This is a genomic window from Mesorhizobium sp. M0626, from assembly GCF_040320665.1.
Lineage (GTDB): Bacteria > Pseudomonadota > Alphaproteobacteria > Rhizobiales > Rhizobiaceae > Mesorhizobium.
Genome location: NZ_JAMYQD010000013.1, coordinates 33,832 through 51,950, shown reverse-complemented (window position 1 = coordinate 51,950; position 18,119 = coordinate 33,832). Strand labels below are relative to the sequence as shown.

Below are 18,119 nucleotides of genomic sequence, written 5' to 3'. Positions count from 1 at the left end.
ACGCAGGACCCCTGTCCGTTCACAAGCGACCCCGGTATTGTTTCTACCGGACTTAGTTTGCGTGCATGTCGTTGTCTCAAACCGCAAGCACTTTGGAGCGACATGCAACAGGAGGAGCTTGCCCTGATGACGACGATTTTGGAGATGCGCGACATCACCAAGACGTTCCCCGGCGTGAAGGCGCTGTCGAACGTCAACCTCAGCGTCGAAGAAGGCGAGATCCACGCCGTGGTTGGCGAGAACGGCGCCGGCAAGTCGACGCTGATGAAGGTCCTGTCGGGCGTCTATCCCGCCGGCACCTATGACGGCCAGATCATTTTTCAGGGTCAGGAATGCCAGTTCAAAGGTATCCATGACAGCGAACACAAGGGCATCGTCATCATCCACCAGGAGCTAGCGCTGGTGCCGATGCTGTCGATCACCGAAAATATCTTCCTCGGCAACGAAAACGCCCGATACGGCGTCATCGACTGGGATGCCAACGAGGCGCGCACCGCTGCCCTGTTGAAGAAGGTGGGCCTCAAGGAGGACCCCAAGACACTGATCACCAATATCGGCGTCGGCAAGCAGCAGCTGGTCGAGATCGCCAAGGCGCTGAGCAAGGACGTCAAGCTTTTGATCCTCGACGAGCCGACCGCGTCGCTCAGCGAGAAAGACAGCCAGGCGCTGCTCGATCTTCTGCTCGAATTCAAGCGCCAAGGCATGACCTCGATCCTGATCTCGCACAAACTCAACGAGATCAACCGGGTCGCCGACAAGGTAACCGTCATCCGTGACGGGCGCACCATCGAGACGCTGGCCAAGAAGGATATCTCCGAAGACCGCATCATCACCTCGATGGTCGGCCGTTCGCTAGACGACCGCTATCCGCCGCGCGAGCCCAAGATCGGCGAAGTCGTGTTCGAGGTGAAGAACTGGTCGGTCTATCACCCGCTCCATGCCGAGCGACAGGTGATCAAGGGCATCGACATCAATGTGCGCAAGGGCGAGGTGGTCGGCATCGCCGGGCTGATGGGCGCCGGCCGCACCGAATTCGCCATGAGCCTGTTCGGCCGCTCCTATGGCCGCCGCATCACCGGCGAAGTGCTGCTCAAGGGCAAGCCGGTCGATGTCTCCTCGGTAAGCAAGGCGGTCCAACACGGCATCGCCTATGTCACCGAGGACCGCAAAACCTACGGCCTCAACCTTATCGACCATATCAAGCATAACATTACGCTGGCCAATCTCGACGGCGTGTCGCGCCACAGCGTGATCGACGACATGCGCGAGCTTGCGGTCGCCAACGACTATCGCAAGAAGACCAATATCCGTGCGTCAAGCGTCTATCAGATGACCGGCAATCTTTCCGGCGGCAACCAGCAGAAGGTGGTGCTGTCGAAATGGTTGTTTGCCGACCCTGACGTGCTGATCCTCGACGAGCCGACACGCGGCATCGATGTCGGCGCCAAATATGAAATCTACACGATCATCGCGCGCCTTGCCTCGGAGGGTAAGGCGATCGTGGTCATCTCGTCGGAAATGCCGGAATTGCTGGGGATTACCGACCGCATCTACGTCATGAACGAAGGGCGCATGGTGGGCGAAATGCCGGCGGCGGAAGCAAGCCAGGAAAAGATAATGCGCGCCATCGTCCGGGGAGAAGGAAAAGCAGCATGAGCACCGAAAGCGCCCCCGCCCCGCAGGGCAACGTCGCCGACGAACAGCGCCCGCGCATCGCCGTCTCGGCGCTGGCGACGAATTTGCGCGAATACGGGCTGATCATAGCGCTGATCGTCATCATGCTGTTCTTCCAGTTCACCACGTCGGGGACGTTGTTCAAGCCGGTCAACCTCAGCAATCTGGTGCAGCAGAACTCCTTCATCATCGTGATGGCGCTGGGAATGCTGCTGGTGATCGTATCGGGCTATATCGACCTCAGCGTCGGATCGGTCGCCGGTTTCATTGGCGCGCTGGCGGCAAACATGATGGTCATCTGGCAACTCGGACCGCTGAGCAATCCGCTGGTGGTTTCGATCGTCTGCCTGGTCGCGGGTGGCCTGATCGGCGCCGCGCAAGGGTATTGGATCGCCTATCACCGGATACCGAGCTTCATTGTCACGCTGGCCGGCATGCTGATCTTCCGCGGCATTTGCCAGGCGTTGCTTGGCGGCGGCTCGTCGGTGGGTCCGCTTCCCGACGACTTCAAGATGCTCAGCTCCGGCTTCATCCCGGATGTGATCGGCCCACTGACGCTCGTCCCGCCGGTCGTGAACGCAGCCGGCAAGACCATCATGGGCAGCGGCGTGACCCTGCACATGACGACGGTCGTGCTGGGGCTGATCGCCGTGCTCGCCTATGCCTATTTCGGGGTCCGCACCCGGCGCAAACGAGAACGCCATGGTTATGAGGCCGAGCCCTTCACCCTGTTCGTCGTCAAGACGCTGGTCGCCAGCGCGCTGGCGCTGTTCCTGGTCTATGAGTTTGCCAGCTACCGCGGCCTGCCCGTGGTGCTGCTGGTCATGGGCGTGCTGATCACGCTGTTCGTCTTCGTCACCAAGCGCATGACCATCGGGAGGCGCATCTACGCCATGGGCGGCAATCCCAAGGCGGCGCAGCTGTCGGGCATCAACACCGAGCGGCTGACGCTGATGGTGTTTATCAATATGGGCGTGCTGTCGGCGCTTGGCGGCCTGATCATCGCGGCTCGTCTCGGCCAGGCGGTGCCGGCGGCGGGTCTCGGCTCGGAGCTCGATGTCATCGCCGCAGTGTTCATCGGCGGCGCCTCGGCGATGGGCGGCGTCGGCCAGGTTATCGGGGCGGTCGTCGGCGGCTTCATCATGGGCGTGATGAACAACGGCATGTCGATCATGGGCGTCAATGTCGACTGGCAGCAGGTGGTCAAAGGCCTGGTGCTGCTCGGCGCCGTGATCTTCGACGTCTACAACAAGAACAAGGCCTGACAAGCTTCAGCGAGGCAAGCAGGAGGCATACGGTCGCGGCGCAGCCGGCAAGTTGTCGGCATAAGAAGTCCCCCGAGGGATGGAGCTCGCGAGCGCAATCCGGACGAAGAGTTCAACCCGTGGCGCGGCGAGGTCCGAGCCGCGCAGGTCAAGGTTTGCCAAGGGGCAACCCGGCCAAGGCACATGAGAGAGGATTTCATCATGCTAATCTCCCAGATCCTCGACGACGCCGAGACCATCCGCGTCGTCGCCCGCAATGGCGGCGGCAAGACCAGGATCATCAACGGCGCCCGCAGCGTCTATTCGCTGGCCATGGAAGCCGCGCGCACCGGAACGGGCCTCGCCGCGCTGATCGAGCGCAAGGGGTTCGGTGAAGCGATAGACCTCGACGCCGTCTACAAGAAGGGCCGGCTGGTGTCGCCGATCAACCATCCCGATCCTGCGCATCTGCATCTGACCGGCACCGGCCTGACCCATCTCGGCTCGGCGGCGACGCGCGATTCCATGCACAAGAAGCTCAGCGATGGCGGCGAGGAGCAGCTTACCGATTCCATGAAGATGTTCCGCATGGGGCTCGAAGGCGGCAAGCCGGCCAAGGGCCAGACCGGCGTGCAGCCGGAATGGTTCTACAAGGGCAACGGCACCATGGCGGTGGCGCCGGGCGCCGCACTGATGTCGCCGGCCTTTGCGCAGGACGCCGGCGAGGAGCCGGAAATCGCCGGCATCTATGTCATCGGCGACGACGGCGCGCCGTTCCGCGTCGGCTTCACGCTGTCGAACGAGTTTTCCGATCATGTTACCGAGCGGGTGAACTATCTGTTCCTGGCACATTCCAAACTGCGCAACGCCTCGTTCGGGCCGGAAATCCTGATCGGCGACCTGCCGGCCGACGTCAGGGGCTCATCGCGAATCTATCGCGACAGCAATTTGCTGTGGGAAAAGCCGTTCCTGTCGGGCGAAGCGAACATGTCGCACACAATCGCCAATCTCGAACATCATCACTTCAAATATTCGGCCTTCCGCCAGCCGGGCGACGTGCATGTGCACATGTTCGGCACGGCGACGCTGTCCTTTGCCGACGGCATCAAGACTCAGGCTGGCGACGTGTTCGAGATCGAGGCCGGGGATTTCGGCCTGCCGCTGCGCAACCCGCTGGAGATTGAGCAGCCGGTTAAGGTGGCGGTGAAGGCGCTTTGAGAGCGTAATCTCCCTCCTTGAGGGGGGAGATTGGCAGCGCCCACCGTCAATAAATATCGAAGTCGAAATACTTGGCCTGGATCTTCTTGTAAGTGCCGTCGGCGACGATGGCGTCTATCGCCCCGTTGAGCTTGTCGCGAAGTGCCGTGTCCTCCAGGCGGACAGCGATGCCGGCTTGCGTCTCGGTGCCCTTGACGTCACCGACAAGCTTGCAGCAGCCGTCGCTCGCCTTCTTCAGCCAGTCCATCAGCACGAATTTGTCGGAGATGACGGCGTCGAGACGGCCGTTCTGCAAGTCGGTGATCGCCTCTTCCTGGGTGGGGTAGAGTTTCGCCTCGGCGCCGGCCTTGCCATAGGCGTCCTGCGCATAGTCGGCCTGGGTGGTCGAGGCCTGCGCGCCCACCGTCTTGCCGGCAAGGGCTGCCGGTTCGGTGGAAGTGAGGTCGCTGTCCTTGGGCGCCACCAGCGCCAGCGGCGTCGTGTAGTATTTGTTGGTGAAGGCGACCTGTTTCTTGCGCTCCTCGGTGATGCTCATCGAGGCGATGATGGCGTCGAACTTTTTCGCCTGCATCGCCGGGATGATGCCGTCCCAGTCCTGGGTGACGATCTCGCACTCGACCTTCATCTGCGCACACAGCGCATTGGCAATGTCGATGTCGAAGCCCTCGATCTTGCCGTCCGCGGTGATGGTGTTGAAGGGCGGATAAGCGCCCTCGGTGCCGATCTTCAATTTCTCCTGCGCCTCAGCCAGCGAGCCGGCCGATATCACCAGCATGGCAGCGCCCGCTGCCGATATGATCCATCTTGAAATCTGCATTTTGGTTCCCCTTGCGCGCCGTTCTCTTGCCGGCCACCGAAAGGCAGCCAAGCATGGTGAGGCAGCGCAGGCAAGTATTTTGCCTGACGGTGATCGAAGGTTCAGCCGGCGGGGCGGAAATGCTTGGAGAGCTTGAGGCCTTGCGCCTGGTAATTCGAGCCGAGATCGGTGCCGTAAAGCGCCTGCGGCCGCTTCAGCATGTGTTCGTAGACCAGCCGGCCGACGATCTGGCCGTGGTCGAGGATGAACGGCACTTCGTGGCTGCGCACTTCGAGCACCGCCCGGCTGCCGGTGCCGCCTGAGGCCGAATGGCCGAAGCCCGGATCGAAGAAGCCGGCATAGTGAACACGGAATTCGCCAACCAGCGGATCGAAGGGCGTCATCTCGGCGGCGTAGAGCGGCGGCACGTGCACGGCTTCGCGGCTGACCAGGATGTAGAACTCGTCCGGGTCGAGCACCAGTTCGCCGGCGCCGCTCTTATAGAGCGGCTCCCAGAAATCGACGGCATCCTGGGCGGCGCGCTTGTCGACATCGACCAAGCCGGTGTGATGCTTGCCGCGATAGCCGACCAGGCCGTTCTGGTCGCCGTCAAGATCGATCGACAGCGCAATGCCGCCGCCGGAAATGTTGGGCGGCTCGGTCGCCACCAGCATCTCGGCGCGGTGCAATTCGTTCAGTTCTGCCTCCGACAACAGCGCGTTGCCGGTGCGAAAGCGGATCTGCGACAGCCTCGATCCGGCGCGTACGACGATCGGGAAGGTGCGCGGACTGACTTCGAGATAAAGCGGCCCGTGATAGCCGGGGGCGATCTTGTCGAACTCATGGCCGCGATCGGTCATCACCCGGGTGAAGATGTCGAGCCGGCCGGTCGAGCTCTTCGGGTTGGCCGAGGCCGACACGTTTGCGGGCAGCGCCAGGCTTTCGAGCAGCGGCACGATGTAGACGCAGCCGGTTTCCAGCACCGCGCCCTCGGCGAGACTGAACTCATGCAATTTCAGCCGGTGAAGCTTGTCGGCCACCAGATGATCGGGACCCGGCAGGAAGGAGGCGCGCACGCGAAAAGCCTTGTCGCCGAGCCTGAGATCGAGGCTCGCCGGCTGCACCTGGTCGACATCGAGCGCGCGCGGCGACTTCAGCGCGCCGGACTGAAACAGCGCGGAAATGTCCTGATCGGGAAGAATGCCTGTCTGCCGCAAAAGGCTGGCTCCGCTCCAAGGTCGGTCTCTTTGTGGCAGGTTCTTGCCGCAAAACCGCTGGATATTATTGCGGAACCTGCCTGGTACAAACCTCTTAATGAAGCCGGCAATTGACGCAAGCGCAGGTGAGGTCTAAAGGGTCGTTATCCCGTGGTGATTTGGCCGGTCGGCTTGCAGCCACGTTAAACAAGTCGCTAAAGGACCGTCGGGCCGCAAGGCCATATGGACCGGTTGCGACTTTCGCGGCCGGTTTTTTTGTGTCTGGAACAAAAGCGATGAGCACCAAGAAGCGTAACTGGAAACCTCAGACCGCACTCGTGCACGGGGGAACGCTGCGTTCCCAGTTCGGCGAGACGTCCGAAGCGATGTACCTCACCCAAGGCTATGTCTACGAGACGGCGCAGGCTGCCGAGGCCCGTTTCAAGGGCGAGGAGCCGGGCTTCATCTATTCGCGCTATGCCAACCCTACCGTCGACATGTTCGAAAAGCGCATGTGCGCGCTGGAGGGTGCCGAAGATGCGCGCGCCACGGCGTCCGGCATGGCTGCGGTGACGGCAGCGCTCCTGTGCAGCGCCAAGGCCGGCGACCATATCGTTGCGGCGCGCGCGCTGTTCGGCTCCTGCCGCTGGGTGGTGGAGACGCTGGCGCCGAAATACGGCATCGAGGCAACGCTGGTCGACGGCACCGACATCGCCAACTGGGAAAAGGCGGTGCGGCCGAACACGAAACTGTTCTTCCTGGAAAGCCCGACCAATCCGACGCTGGAAGTGGTCGACATCGCAGCGGTGGCGGCGCTCGCCACCTCGATCGGCGCCAGGCTGATCGTCGACAATGTCTTTGCCACGCCCTTGCAGCAGAAGCCCTTGCAGCTCGGCGCCCATATCGTCGTCTACTCCGCGACCAAGCACATTGACGGCCAGGGACGCTGTCTCGGCGGCATCATCCTGTCGGACAAGAAATGGATCGACGAGAATTTGCACGACTATTTCCGCCACACCGGCCCGAGCCTGTCGCCGTTCAACGCCTGGACGCTGCTCAAGGGCCTGGAGACGCTGCCGGTTCGGGTGCGCCAGCAGACGGAAAGCGCGGCCAAGATCGCGGATTTCCTGGCAGGACGGCCGGAAATCGCCCGCGTCATCTATCCCGGCCGCGCCGACCACCCGCAGGCCGACATCGTCAAGAAGCAGATGACGGGCGGATCGACGCTGATCTGCCTCGACGTGAAGGGCGGCAAGCAGGCGGCCTTCGCCTTGCAGAACGCGCTCGACATCGTGCTGATCTCCAACAATCTCGGCGACGCCAAGAGCCTGATCACCCATCCGGCGACCACCACGCACAAGAACCTCAGCGACGAAGCTCGCGCCGAGCTTGGCATCGGGCCGGGAACGCTCAGGCTGTCGGTCGGTCTTGAGGATACGGACGATCTGCTGGAGGACGTTGCGCAGGCGCTGAAGGCAGCCGGGTAGGCCGCGAGGCGTCACGCTCCCGACGAAGCCTCTTCCAGCTCGGCCGTCTTGGTGCCGATGATCATGGTGTTGCCGCGCCAATCGACGGCGCCGCTCAGCCAGCCGCGCGCCCAGATGGCGGGAAGCATCATGTCGCGGACCATCATCGCCGGGACCATGCGCAGCGACAGATGCCAGCCCTTGGCCGCGGCCAGCGCGCATTCGGGAATGTAGGCCGCCGCCAGCACGGCCAACACCGTGGCCGGCAGGCTGATGCCGGCACTTGCTGCCGCCACCAGCGCCAACGCCAACGGCACGGCGACGCCGGTCAGGATCTCGGGTGCGAAAAACAGCGGGAAAGTGACGCGGCGCAACCGCGCCCAGCGCGCCTGACGCGACCAGATGTCGGCAAGTCGGCGCTGCCGCAGTGGTTGCTCGAAAGGCGAGGCAACGAGATTGACGCGCAGGCCCAGTCCGTTGACCAGCTTGGTTGCAGCAGCATCCTCGGCGATCTCGGCGGCCAGCGCGCGGATACCGCCATTGGTATCGAGCATCGGCTTGTTCCACAGCATGCTCTTGCCCTGGGCAAAGCCGAGGCCAAGCGCCTCGCCGGCATATTGCCAGCGCGCCTGCAGCGTGTTGAGGAACGCGCATTCGACCTCGGCCCAGAAGCCTTCCGGCCGCGAGCCGATCGGCGTCGAGCAGATAAGCCCGGTATTGGTCCGCCAGGCCGCCATCAGGTGCTGGACGTAATCCCTAGGCATCAGCACGTTGGAATCCGCCAGAATAACCCAATGATTGCGCGCCGCTTCCCAGCCCTTGACGCAGTTGTTGAGCTTCGGGTTGCTGCTGACGCGGTCGTCGCCGATCAGCAGCCGGGCCGGCACGTTGGGAAACAGGACGATCGCCCTGTTTATCAGTTTGACGACGGGATCGTCGGCGTGAGCGACGCAGAAGATCAGTTCGTAGCGCGGCCAGTCGAGCGAGAAGGCTCGCTGCAGCGTCTCTTGTGTGAACGGCTCCACGCCGCGCGACGGCACGACGATCGAGACCGGTGGCTGCTCGTTGGACGGCGGGGGGATGAGACGGCGCGCTTGCAGTTTCGACGAAGCAAGCAGGATGCTGGCGAGATTGGAAAGAAGCAAAGCGGAGGAGGCGAAGGCGGCTGTGAGAGCTGGTTCCATCGAGATCTGGTCACTCCGGAAAGGCCGCTCGCGGCTGCTTTGTCAGTCGACAGATGGGCCTTGAGTCGCCGGCAAGGTTTGCGCACACCAACATTGTCATGTGTCACTTAAATGACATTGTTTGTCGGCACCTCCGCTTTGAGGCTGGCAGGACATGCCGTTGTGCGCGTATCAAACCGCATAGCGCGACAAATGTTCCTTGCCGCGCAACCGGAGCAGCCCATGTATCGCGCCGTCACGCGCAACATCGAAGTGCAGGTCAGACCGTTCTACCTGGAGGACCGCTCGGACCCGGCGGAGAACCGTTATGTCTGGGGCTACCAGGTGACGATCGACAACCAGTCGGACGATTTCGTGCAGCTTATGTCGCGTTACTGGCACATCACCGACGGCAGCGGCCGGATCGAGGAAGTGCGCGGCGCCGGCGTGGTCGGCGACCAGCCTGAGCTCAATCCCGGCGACAGCTATCAATACACGTCAGGCTGCCCGCTCTCGACGCCCTCCGGCTTCATGGTCGGCCACTACACCATGCGCAACAAAAAGGGCGAGACGTTCGACGTCGCTATTCCCGCGTTTTCGCTGGATCTGCCGGGGACGCGGCGGACGGTGAATTAGGGGTTTTCTCCCCATCTCTATACGGGGAGGAATGCCCGGCAGTGCAACGAGGGGCGCCGCCGGACTCATGAGGTTATCTTCCACGCACATGACGTAGGCTATGCGCGGCCATTCACCAAAGTTCGCGCTGCCCCTCATCCGCCCTTCGGGCACCTTCTCCCCGTGAACGGGGAGAAGGAAGAGATGCTACTGAGTTGCAAACTCCGCCGGGTCGAAGTCGTACTGCTTCGAGCAGAACTCGCAGGCGACGTGGATGCCGCCATCTTCGGTGCTGTCCTTGATCTCCTGCGCGGAAAACCCCTCGAGGATGCCGCGTATCTTGTCCCTTGAGCAGGAACATTGGTCGGCGACCGGCACGCCGCCGAAGACGCGCACGCCATGTTCGTGGAACAGCCTGTAGAGCAGCCGCTCGGCGCCGATGGTCGGGTCGATCAGCTCGGTCGGCTCGATGGTGCCGAGCAGCGCCACCAGCTCGCGCCACGAATTGTCGGCCGGCTCCTGCGTCACGTCACGCGGATCGCCGTCGCCGCCCGAAATGTCGGGCACGCGCATGCGCTCGGGTGACTGCGGCAGGAACTGCGCCAGGATGCCGCCGGCGCGCCACTGCTCACGAGCGCCGCCGGGACCTGGCGTCAGAAGCTTGGCCACCGACAGCCTGAGGTCGGTCGGGATCTGCTCCGACTGGCGGAAATAGGTGCGCGCGGCGTCCTCCAGCGTCTCGCCGTCGAGCTGGACGATGCCCTGATAGCGCTGCGTGTGCGCGCCCTGGTCGATGGTCAGCGCCAAAACGCCGCTGCCCAGCAGCGTCTGCTGCGAGGTCTGGCCTGCGGCCACCAGGGCCTCCAGCCGGTCGGCGTCGAAACGCGCATAGGCGCGCAATGCCGAAGGCGTGGAGAAATCCGCGACCAGCATGTCGACCGGGCCGTCGGTGCGGGTCTGCAAGATGAACTTGCCTTCGAATTTGAGCGAGGTGCCGAGCAGCACCGTCAGCACACAGGCTTCCGCGAGCAGGCGGGCGACCGGCTCGGGATAGTCGTGACGGTTGAGGATGGCGTCGAGCATCGGCCCGAGTTGCACGGTGCGGCCGCGCACGTCGAGCGGGCCGACCTCGAAGGGTACGACATGATCGTCGCCGGCATAGCCGAACTCGCCGAGTTTGGGGTGATGTTCAGTCACTTGATGCGTTTCCAACATGACAAAGCTCCAGGGCGCGGCCATGCGGCCCGGAGGGGTGCATGCGTCCAAACGCGCTTGATTTGCGTGATGGGGCGCAAATAGGCATCGCGCCGCCCCGGATCAAGCGCTTGGAGATCAAGCGCCTGGAGATCAAGCGCCCAGACACCAGGCCAAAACCGCCTTCTGCGCGTGGAGCCGGTTCTCGGCTTCGTCGAAGACCACCGAATGCGGACCGTCGATGACCTCGTCGGTCACTTCCTCGCCACGATGCGCCGGCAGGCAGTGCATGAACAGGGCGTCGGGCTTGGCCCTGGCCATCAGCGCCGCATTGACCTGATAGGGCGAGAAGACATTATGGCCGCGGGCGCGGTGTTCCTGGCCCATCGACACCCAGCAGTCGGTGACGATGCAGTCGGCCTGGTCGACGGCCTCTTCGGGCGAGCGGGTGAAGTGCAGCTTGCCGCCATTGGTCTTCGACCAGTCGATGTGCTTCTGCGCCGGCTCGCTGCCTTCCGGCACTGCGACGTTCAGGTTGAAGCGGAACCGCGCCGAGGCCTCGAGCAGCGAATGCAGCACGTTGTTGCCGTCGCCGGTCCAGGCGATGGTCTTGCCGGCAACCGGGCCGCGATGCTCCTCGAAGGTCATGATGTCGGCCATCAGCTGACAGGGATGGGTGTCGTCGGTCAGCCCGTTGATGACCGGAATCGTGGCATTCTCGGTCAGCTCGAGCAGCCGCTCATGCGACGTGGTGCGGATCATGATGGCGTCGACATAGCGCGACAGCACCTTGGCGGTGTCGGCAATGGTCTCGGAGCGGCCGAGCTGCATTTCGGTGCCGGTCAGCATGATGGTCTCGCCGCCGAGCTGTCGCATGCCGACGTCGAAGGACACGCGCGTGCGCGTCGACGGCTTGTCGAAGATCATGGCCAGCACCTTGCCTTCGAGCGGTCTGGTCCGTTCGCCGGCCTTGAGGCGCGCCTTGCGCACCACCGCATCGTCGAGCATCAGGCGCAGATCGCCTTCGGAAACGGCGGAAAGATCGGTGAAATGGCGAAGGCTCATCGGGAATGGTTCTCGGGATTACTTCGCGGCGGCCGCGGCGATGGCGTCGGTCAGGCCCTTGGCGCCGGCGCGGATGCGATCGAGCGCTTCACCGATCTCGGCGTCGGTGACGGTCAGCGGCGGCAGCAGACGAATGACGTTGTCGCCTGCCGGCACCGCCAGCAGATGCTGGTCGCGCAGCGCCATGTTGACCTTGGTGTTGGGCATGGCGCATTTCAGGCCAAGCATCAGGCCGCTGCCCCTGATGCCTTCGATGACATCAGGAAATTCGTCGGCGACCGCCGCCAGGCCCTGCTTCATCAGCAATGCCTTGCGCTGGACGTCTTCGAGGAAGCCGTCTTCCAGCACGACGTCGAGCACAGCGTTGCCGACCGCCATGGCCAGCGGATTGCCGCCGAAAGTGGTGCCATGCACGCCTGCCGTCATGCCGACGACAGCGTCGTCGGTGGCGAGGCACGCGCCCATCGGAAAGCCGCCGCCAATGCCCTTGGCAATCGCCATGATGTCGGGCGTCACGCCGGTCCATTCATGCGCGAACAGCTTTCCGGTGCGACCGATACCGCACTGGACCTCATCGAAGATCAGCAGCAGGCCGTGCTGGTCGCAGAGCTGCCGCAGCCGTTTCAAGGATTGCGTCGGCACCGGGCGGATGCCGCCCTCGCCTTGCACCGGTTCGATCAGGATCGCGGCGGTCTCTGGTGTGATCGCCTTTTCGGCGGCGTCGATGTCGTCGAAGCAGACCTGGTCGAAGCCTTCGACCTTGGGCCCAAAACCTTCGAGATATTTGTACTGGCCGCCGGCGGCGATGGTCGCCAGCGTGCGGCCGTGGAAGGCGCCTTCGAAGGTGATGACCCGGAAGCGCTCGGGATGGCCCTTGACGAACTGGTAGCGCCGCGCCGTCTTGATCGCGCATTCGAGCGCCTCGGCGCCGGAATTGGTGAAGAACACCTTGTCGGCGAAGGTGGCGTCAGCCAGCCGCTCGCCGAGCCGGGCCTGCCCCGGGATCTCGTAGAGATTGGAGACGTGCCAGAGCTTGGCCGCCTGTTCGGTCAGCGCCGAGACAAGATGCGGATGGCTGTGGCCCAACGAATTGACCGCGATGCCGCCAGCGAAATCGAGATATCGCTCGCCCTTGTCGGTAACCAGCCAGGTGCCTTCGCCATGGTCGAAGGCCAAAGGGGCGCGGGCAAAGGTCTCGTAAAGCGCCGAACCGCTCATTATATGCGTCTCCGGTACCGGAAAAATCAAAAAAGCCGCCAAAGCGGCGGCCTTTGCGGCTTATCGTGTTTTTCGGCCATGAAGTCAACGAAAACGTCGCGCAGAGGCGCGCGGCAAGCTCCCGACGAGACGCCGGCTCATAAGCGACCGGGCAAGTTGGGGAAAACCTAAAAAACCGATTCGTGTTGCACCTGGGACTCTTGTCACCGAGTCAACACATGAGGTAATTGTAGTCGGGAAATAACTAGATTTCGTGCGGCGGACCTAATCACCTAATATATGTGGTGTCTGCCCCGGCAAAGATTGCCGGGTCGGGAATGGATTCCGGCTGCCGCACACTTAGCAGGAGCGCGGTCTCATGAACTGGACTGACGAGCGGGTCGAACTTCTCAGGAAACTGTGGTCGGAGGGCTTGAGCGCAAGCCAGATCGCCGCACAACTCGGCGGGGTCAGCCGCAACGCGGTCATCGGCAAGGTGCACCGGCTGAAGCTGTCGGGCCGCGGACGCTCGACCGCGACGCCGGCGCGTCAGAAGAAGACAACGCAGGGATCTTCGATCCAGAAATCGGTGCCTCGCGCCGCAACCACGCAGCGCCATGTCACGACTTCGATCGGGGCGAACGCACTGCAGGCGCAGTTCGACGCCGAGCCAGTGGCGCGCCACTACATCCGCCCGGTCGAAAACGTCGTCGTGCCGATCTCGCGGCATCTGCAGCTCACCGATCTCACCGAGCGCACCTGCAAATGGCCGAATGGCGATCCGCTATCGGAAGACTTCAACTTCTGTGGCAACGAGGCGGCTGAAACCGGACCTTACTGCAAGTACCACGCAAGGGTGGCGTTCCAGCCGGCTTCAGAGCGGCGCAGGAGCCGGTAGTTAGGGATTGGGGACTGGGCAGTAGGGAATGGGGTAGCGCTCGTGAGGCGCTACCTTATTCTGCCTACTGCCTACTGCCTACTGCCTACTGCCTACTGCCTACTGCCTACTGCCTACTGCCTACTGCCTACTGCCTACTGCCTACTGCCTGCCCTCACAGCCACCCACTCTTCCGAAATCGCCAATACAAAAACGAGCAGATCAGCGCGATCGAGACCAATACGACGGGATAGCCGTATTGCATCTTCAGTTCCGGCATGTCGTCGAAATTCATGCCGTAAATGCCGGCGAGCGCCGTCGGCACCGCCAGGATCGCCGCCCATGAGGCCAGCTTCTTGGTGTTCGCGGTTTCCTGGCTCTGGCCGACCAGCAGGCTGGCTTCGAAAGCGAACGCCAGAACCTCGCGCAGGCTGTCGATCTTTTCCTGCACGGTGCGGATATGGTCGGTGACATCGCGAAACAGCGGATGCATTGCGGTATGGATCTGCGGCAGTTCGGCGCTGGTCAGCCGGCGGCAGACCTCGACCAGCGGCAGCGCCGCATTGCGCAGGCGCAACAGATCGCGGCGCAGCATATAGAGCCGCTCGATGTCGGGACCGGTCATCGGCTTCAGCAGCACCCTGTCCTCGATCGCCTCGACCTCGTCCTCGATCTGCTCTAGCACCGGCATGTAGTTGTCGACGATGAAGTCGAGGATGGCGTAGAGGACGAAATCCTCGCCCTTGGCCAGTGAGTGCGGACAGCTTTCCCAGTGCTGGCGCACGGCGGCGTATGAGGTCGAGGGACCATGCCTGACGCTGACGATATAGCCTGAGCCGACGAACAGATGCGTCTCGCCGAAGGTGACGCGTCCGTCGATCAGCTGTGCAGTGCGGGCAACGATGAACAGCGCATCGCCATATTGCTCGATCTTCGGCCGCTGGTGCGGATGTTCGGCGTCTTCAATCGCCAGCTCATGCAAATGGAATTGCGCCTTGACGCGCAGCAGAAGCTCGCGGTCGGGTTCGAGCAGCCCGATCCAGACGACATGGCCCGACTTCTTGGCCCATTCGCCGGCTTCTTCGATCGGAATGTCGGCGATGCGCTTGCCGGCGGTGTAGACGCTCGACGCGATGATGCCGGACGATGCCGGCGCCGGCTTGAACTCTCGGACATATTCCATCGCAGCCTCCTGAGCGCCTGGCCTTGGCCAGGAACCGAGACGCTAACATCCAGGTAGTTTAGCGCAATATGATTAAGCGTTCGAGGGGAGCGCGATCACTTCACCGGCAGCGCCGGAAGGGCAACCTTGTCGGTCTTGTCGCCCTTTGGACGCTCGGCCGGCAACTGCTCGCCGGTGACGATGTAGTAGATCGTCTCGGCAATGTTGGTGGCGTGGTCGCCGATGCGCTCGATGTTCTTGGCGCAAAACAGCAGATGCGTGCACGGCGTGATGTTGCGCGGATCTTCCATCATGTAGGTCAAAAGCTCGCGAAACAGCGAGGTGTACATGGCGTCGATCTGGTCGTCGCGGTCGCGAACGAAGCCTATTTTCTCGACCGAGCGCGAGGCATAGACGTCGAGCACTTCCTTGAGCTGGGTCAAAGCGAGTTCGGCAAGCGCCTCGAGGCCGCGAAACAGGCTGGTCGGCTGGCGGCCGTCAATGACGCTGACCACACGCTTGGCGACGTTCTTGGCGAGGTCACCGACCCGTTCGAGGTCGGCCGAAATGCGGATGGCGCCGACGATCTCGCGCAGATCCGTCGCCATGGGCTGGCGCTTGGCGATGATGACGATGGCTTTGTCGTCGATTTCGCGCTGGCCATCGTCAAGCACGATGTCGTCACGAATGACCTTCTGGGCGAGGCCGGGATCGGCATTGACCAGCGCCTGGATCGCCTGCTCGACCATGCGCTCGGCATGGCCGCCCATCGCAGCGATGCGCTTCGCCAGGTATTTCAGCTCTTCGTCATAGGCGCTGACAATGTGTACGGACTGCATGGGCGAAATGCCTTCCTTAAATCTTTGGCCTTTTGAGTCGTTTCCTCGACCCCTGTGCTGATACGCTAGCCGGATGACAGAAAGAAGAAACAGGCAGTTAGCAGATAGTACCGCCTCAGCCTGCCGGCAAATGGACCGTGAACGCCGCGCCCTTGCCAACCTCCGACTTGATCGAAAGCCGGGCGTTGTGGCGCGTCAGAATATGCTTGACGATGGACAGGCCAAGACCGGTGCCTTTCTGCGTGCGGCTGCTCTCCACGTCGACGCGATAGAAGCGCTCGGTAATGCGCGGTATGTGCTCTTCCGGGATGCCCGGGCCATAGTCCCTGATGGTGACATCGATGCCCGGTTCCGGGCCGGCCTCGCCCCGCGCGATCGACACTGTGACGCGTCCGCCAGGCTGGCCGTATTTGCAGGCGTTTTCCAAGAGATTCTCGAACACCTGGAACAGCTCGTCGCGGTCTCCGGGCACGTCGAGCGGCCCCTCGGCGTAGTCGCGTTCGATGACGACGCCGTTCTCGCTGGCGAGCGGGCCCAGTGAATCGATGACGCTGTCGATGGACTGGCGCAGATCGACCTCGGTTCCCGGCCTCAGGTAAGGCTTCATTTCAAGCCTCGACAGCGACAGGAGATCGTCGATGAGGCGCGCCATGCGGCCGGTCTGGTTCTGCATGATCTGCAGGAACTGCTCGCGCGCCGCCGGATCGTTGCGGGCCGGGCCGCGCAACGTCTCGATGAAGCCCGAGATCGAAGCAAGCGGGGTGCGCAACTCGTGGCTGGCATTGGCTATGAAGTCAGCGCGCATGCGGTCGATGCGGCGCGTCTCACTCTGGTCCTTGAATACCAGCACATAGAGATCGGTGGCGTGGCCGACCGAGGACGCGCTGACCCGGTAGGCCCGTTCCACCGGCAGCTTCTCGGTGTAGTCGACGGCATCCGAGGCGACGGTTCCCGACAGCACGCGGTCCAGCAATGCCTGCATTTCCGGCGCGCGGAATTTTAGCGACAGCGACAGGCCGGGCGCGATACCGACAAAGGCGGCAAAGGCGGCGGCATTGGCGTGGACGATGGTGGCGGTGCGGTCGAAGATGATCAGCGGATCGGCAACGGCAGCCGCAAGATATTCGCCGGAAAGCCGCTGCAGCCCGCTCGCCTCGACCGTGGTAATGGTCTTCTCAGCAGACCGGCTGGCGCCACCGGTTGGCAGAAGCGCGGCAGCCAGCAGCACCGTCAACGCAGCCAGGACGACATAGGCAGAGATACCGGCAAAACCATAAACGGCCAGGATAGCGATCGCACCGGCGGCCAGCAGCCATCGGCTGTTCCACAGCCGGCCGGCGACGGCCTGCCCCGTGGTTGTCCGCTCTGCCCCGGTGTCAGCCATCGTGCTTTCCGTGCTTCTGCGCCGGTCCCTCCGAAACTTCCGCTGGACCGAGTTTGAGGCCCCCCATAGCATGAGTCCGCAAGCTGGAAAGGTTCGTCTCGATGAAAAAAGCCAAGGAAAGTCCCGCCGCAGAGCCGGCAAAGGGGCCGCTGAAGATCAAGGTGGACGGCAAGGAGCGGGAGTTCGACATCGAAAACCCTGAGCTTCCCAGCTGGATCGAGGACCACAAACTGACCGCAGGCGACTACCCCTACGACAAGAAAATGAAGAGCGAGGAGTATGACGAGACGCTGGAGCGGCTGCAGATCGAACTGGTCAAGGCGCAGGCCTGGCTCCGGGCGACCGGCAGCAGAGTGATGTCGCTGTTCGAGGGGCGCGATGCCGCCGGCAAGGGCGGCACCATCTCGGTGCTGCGCCAGTATCTCAATCCTCGAACCGCGCGCAATGTGGCGCTGACCAAGCCGACCCCAACCGAAGTCGGGCAATGGTACTACCAGCGCTACGTCGCCCATTTCCCGACATCGGGCGAATTCGTCACCTTCGACCGGTCCTGGTACAACCGCGGCGGCGTCGAGCCGGTGATGGGCTTCTGCACACCGGAACAGCATGCAAAATTCCTCGACGAGACGCCGCATTTCGAGCGGATGATCTCCAACGACGGCATCTATTTCTTCAAATTCTGGCTCAACATCGGCCGCGAAACCCAGCTCGAACGGTTTCACGACCGCCGCTGGTCTCCGCTGAAGAACTGGAAGTTCTCGCCGATCGATATTGCCGGCATTACCAAATGGGACGACTACACCAAGGCGCGCGACCAGATGGTCGAGTGCACGCACAAGCAGTTCGCGCCCTGGATCATCGTGCGGGCCAATGACAAGCGGCGCTCGCGGCTGGCCGTCATGCGGCGCATCCTGTTGTCGCTGCCCTATGATGGGCGCGATCTCGACGCCATCGGCAAGGAAGACAAAAAGATCGTCGGCGAAGGGCCGTCGTTTCTCGAGAAGTAGAGACTGGCCTCGATAGGCAGAG

Annotated in this window: 16 protein-coding genes and 1 riboswitch; of the genes, 7 read left to right on the top strand and 9 right to left on the bottom strand. The window is 62.8% G+C overall.

The annotated features are described in order from the left end of the window. The first annotated feature begins 123 nt into the window (after positions 1–123). From mmsA to araD1, 3 genes are all read left to right on the top strand, one after another. Complete coding sequence (mmsA, locus tag NKI37_RS17825) at positions 124–1,656, top strand: multiple monosaccharide ABC transporter ATP-binding protein (RefSeq protein ID WP_027049369.1); 1,533 nt, start codon at positions 124–126, stop codon at positions 1,654–1,656. Then, positions 1,653–2,939: a multiple monosaccharide ABC transporter permease gene (gene mmsB / locus NKI37_RS17820; RefSeq protein WP_023669637.1), complete on the top strand. Its 1,287-nt coding sequence runs from the start codon at positions 1,653–1,655 to the stop codon at positions 2,937–2,939. The genes mmsA and mmsB overlap by 4 nt, the downstream gene beginning before the upstream one ends. A gap of 201 nt (positions 2,940–3,140) precedes the next feature. Further along, positions 3,141–4,136, top strand: a complete 996-nt coding sequence (gene araD1, locus NKI37_RS17815) for an AraD1 family protein (RefSeq protein WP_023669636.1) — start codon at positions 3,141–3,143, stop codon at positions 4,134–4,136. Between the two features lie 46 nt (positions 4,137–4,182). On the opposite strand, the gene NKI37_RS17810 is transcribed toward araD1, so the two are convergent. Both NKI37_RS17810 and NKI37_RS17805 read right to left on the bottom strand, forming a co-directional pair. After that, entirely contained in the window at positions 4,183–4,953 is a 771-nt protein-coding gene (locus NKI37_RS17810; protein ID WP_352789772.1) for an ABC transporter substrate-binding protein, read from the bottom strand. A gap of 101 nt (positions 4,954–5,054) precedes the next feature. Further along, complete coding sequence (locus NKI37_RS17805; RefSeq protein WP_023699517.1) at positions 5,055–6,149, bottom strand: 2'-deoxycytidine 5'-triphosphate deaminase; 1,095 nt, start codon at positions 6,147–6,149, stop codon at positions 5,055–5,057. A 140-nt stretch (positions 6,150–6,289) separates the two neighbouring features. After that, positions 6,290–6,367, top strand: a riboswitch (SAM riboswitch). A gap of 57 nt (positions 6,368–6,424) precedes the next feature. Between NKI37_RS17805 and NKI37_RS17800 the strand changes: the two genes are divergently transcribed. Then, on the top strand, positions 6,425–7,615 hold the full coding sequence (locus tag NKI37_RS17800) for an O-succinylhomoserine sulfhydrylase (protein WP_023669633.1): 1,191 nt from the start codon (positions 6,425–6,427) through the stop codon (positions 7,613–7,615). 11 nt (positions 7,616–7,626) lie between these two features. Here NKI37_RS17800 and NKI37_RS17795 read toward each other — a convergent pair whose 3' ends face one another. Beyond that, positions 7,627–8,778, bottom strand: coding sequence for a ceramide glucosyltransferase (locus tag NKI37_RS17795; RefSeq protein WP_352789770.1), 1,152 nt, complete (start codon positions 8,776–8,778; stop codon positions 7,627–7,629). Positions 8,779–9,000: 222 nt separating this feature from the next. Between NKI37_RS17795 and apaG the strand changes: the two genes are divergently transcribed. Continuing rightward, positions 9,001–9,393 carry a Co2+/Mg2+ efflux facilitator ApaG/CorD gene (gene apaG, locus NKI37_RS17790; protein ID WP_023681948.1) on the top strand — a complete coding sequence of 131 codons (393 nt, stop codon included), beginning with the start codon at positions 9,001–9,003 and terminating at the stop codon, positions 9,391–9,393. A 186-nt stretch (positions 9,394–9,579) separates the two neighbouring features. On the opposite strand, the gene NKI37_RS17785 is transcribed toward apaG, so the two are convergent. The 3 genes from NKI37_RS17785 to NKI37_RS17775 all read right to left on the bottom strand — a co-directional run bounded on the left by NKI37_RS17785 (position 9,580) and on the right by NKI37_RS17775 (position 12,849). Next, complete coding sequence (locus NKI37_RS17785; RefSeq protein WP_031195623.1) at positions 9,580–10,611, bottom strand: Hsp33 family molecular chaperone; 1,032 nt, start codon at positions 10,609–10,611, stop codon at positions 9,580–9,582. Positions 10,612–10,719: 108 nt separating this feature from the next. Next, positions 10,720–11,631 carry an ornithine carbamoyltransferase gene (argF, locus tag NKI37_RS17780; protein ID WP_352789768.1) on the bottom strand — a complete coding sequence of 304 codons (912 nt, stop codon included), beginning with the start codon at positions 11,629–11,631 and terminating at the stop codon, positions 10,720–10,722. An 18-nt stretch (positions 11,632–11,649) separates the two neighbouring features. After that, the gene (locus NKI37_RS17775; RefSeq protein ID WP_352789765.1) at positions 11,650–12,849 is read right to left on the bottom strand and encodes an aspartate aminotransferase family protein; all 1,200 of its coding nucleotides are present in this window, start codon (positions 12,847–12,849) and stop codon (positions 11,650–11,652) included. A 358-nt stretch (positions 12,850–13,207) separates the two neighbouring features. On the opposite strand from NKI37_RS17775, the gene NKI37_RS17770 reads away from it, so the two are divergent. Further along, entirely contained in the window at positions 13,208–13,726 is a 519-nt protein-coding gene (locus tag NKI37_RS17770; RefSeq protein WP_023669627.1) for a GcrA family cell cycle regulator, read from the top strand. Between the two features lie 154 nt (positions 13,727–13,880). On the opposite strand, the gene NKI37_RS17765 is transcribed toward NKI37_RS17770, so the two are convergent. The 3 genes from NKI37_RS17765 to NKI37_RS17755 all read right to left on the bottom strand — a co-directional run bounded on the left by NKI37_RS17765 (position 13,881) and on the right by NKI37_RS17755 (position 17,090). Next, complete coding sequence (locus tag NKI37_RS17765; protein WP_023692534.1) at positions 13,881–14,888, bottom strand: magnesium and cobalt transport protein CorA; 1,008 nt, start codon at positions 14,886–14,888, stop codon at positions 13,881–13,883. A 95-nt stretch (positions 14,889–14,983) separates the two neighbouring features. Then, on the bottom strand, positions 14,984–15,706 hold the full coding sequence (gene phoU / locus NKI37_RS17760; protein ID WP_023692535.1) for a phosphate signaling complex protein PhoU: 723 nt from the start codon (positions 15,704–15,706) through the stop codon (positions 14,984–14,986). 115 nt (positions 15,707–15,821) lie between these two features. Further along, a complete protein-coding gene (locus NKI37_RS17755; RefSeq protein ID WP_352789763.1) occupies positions 15,822–17,090 on the bottom strand; it encodes an ATP-binding protein in 1,269 nt (422 codons plus the stop codon). Between the two features lie 101 nt (positions 17,091–17,191). Here NKI37_RS17755 and ppk2 point away from each other — a divergent pair, with 101 nt between their 5' ends. Beyond that, a complete protein-coding gene (gene ppk2, locus NKI37_RS17750) occupies positions 17,192–18,097 on the top strand; it encodes a polyphosphate kinase 2 (protein WP_023688696.1) in 906 nt (301 codons plus the stop codon). The last annotated feature ends 22 nt before the right edge of the window (positions 18,098–18,119 follow it).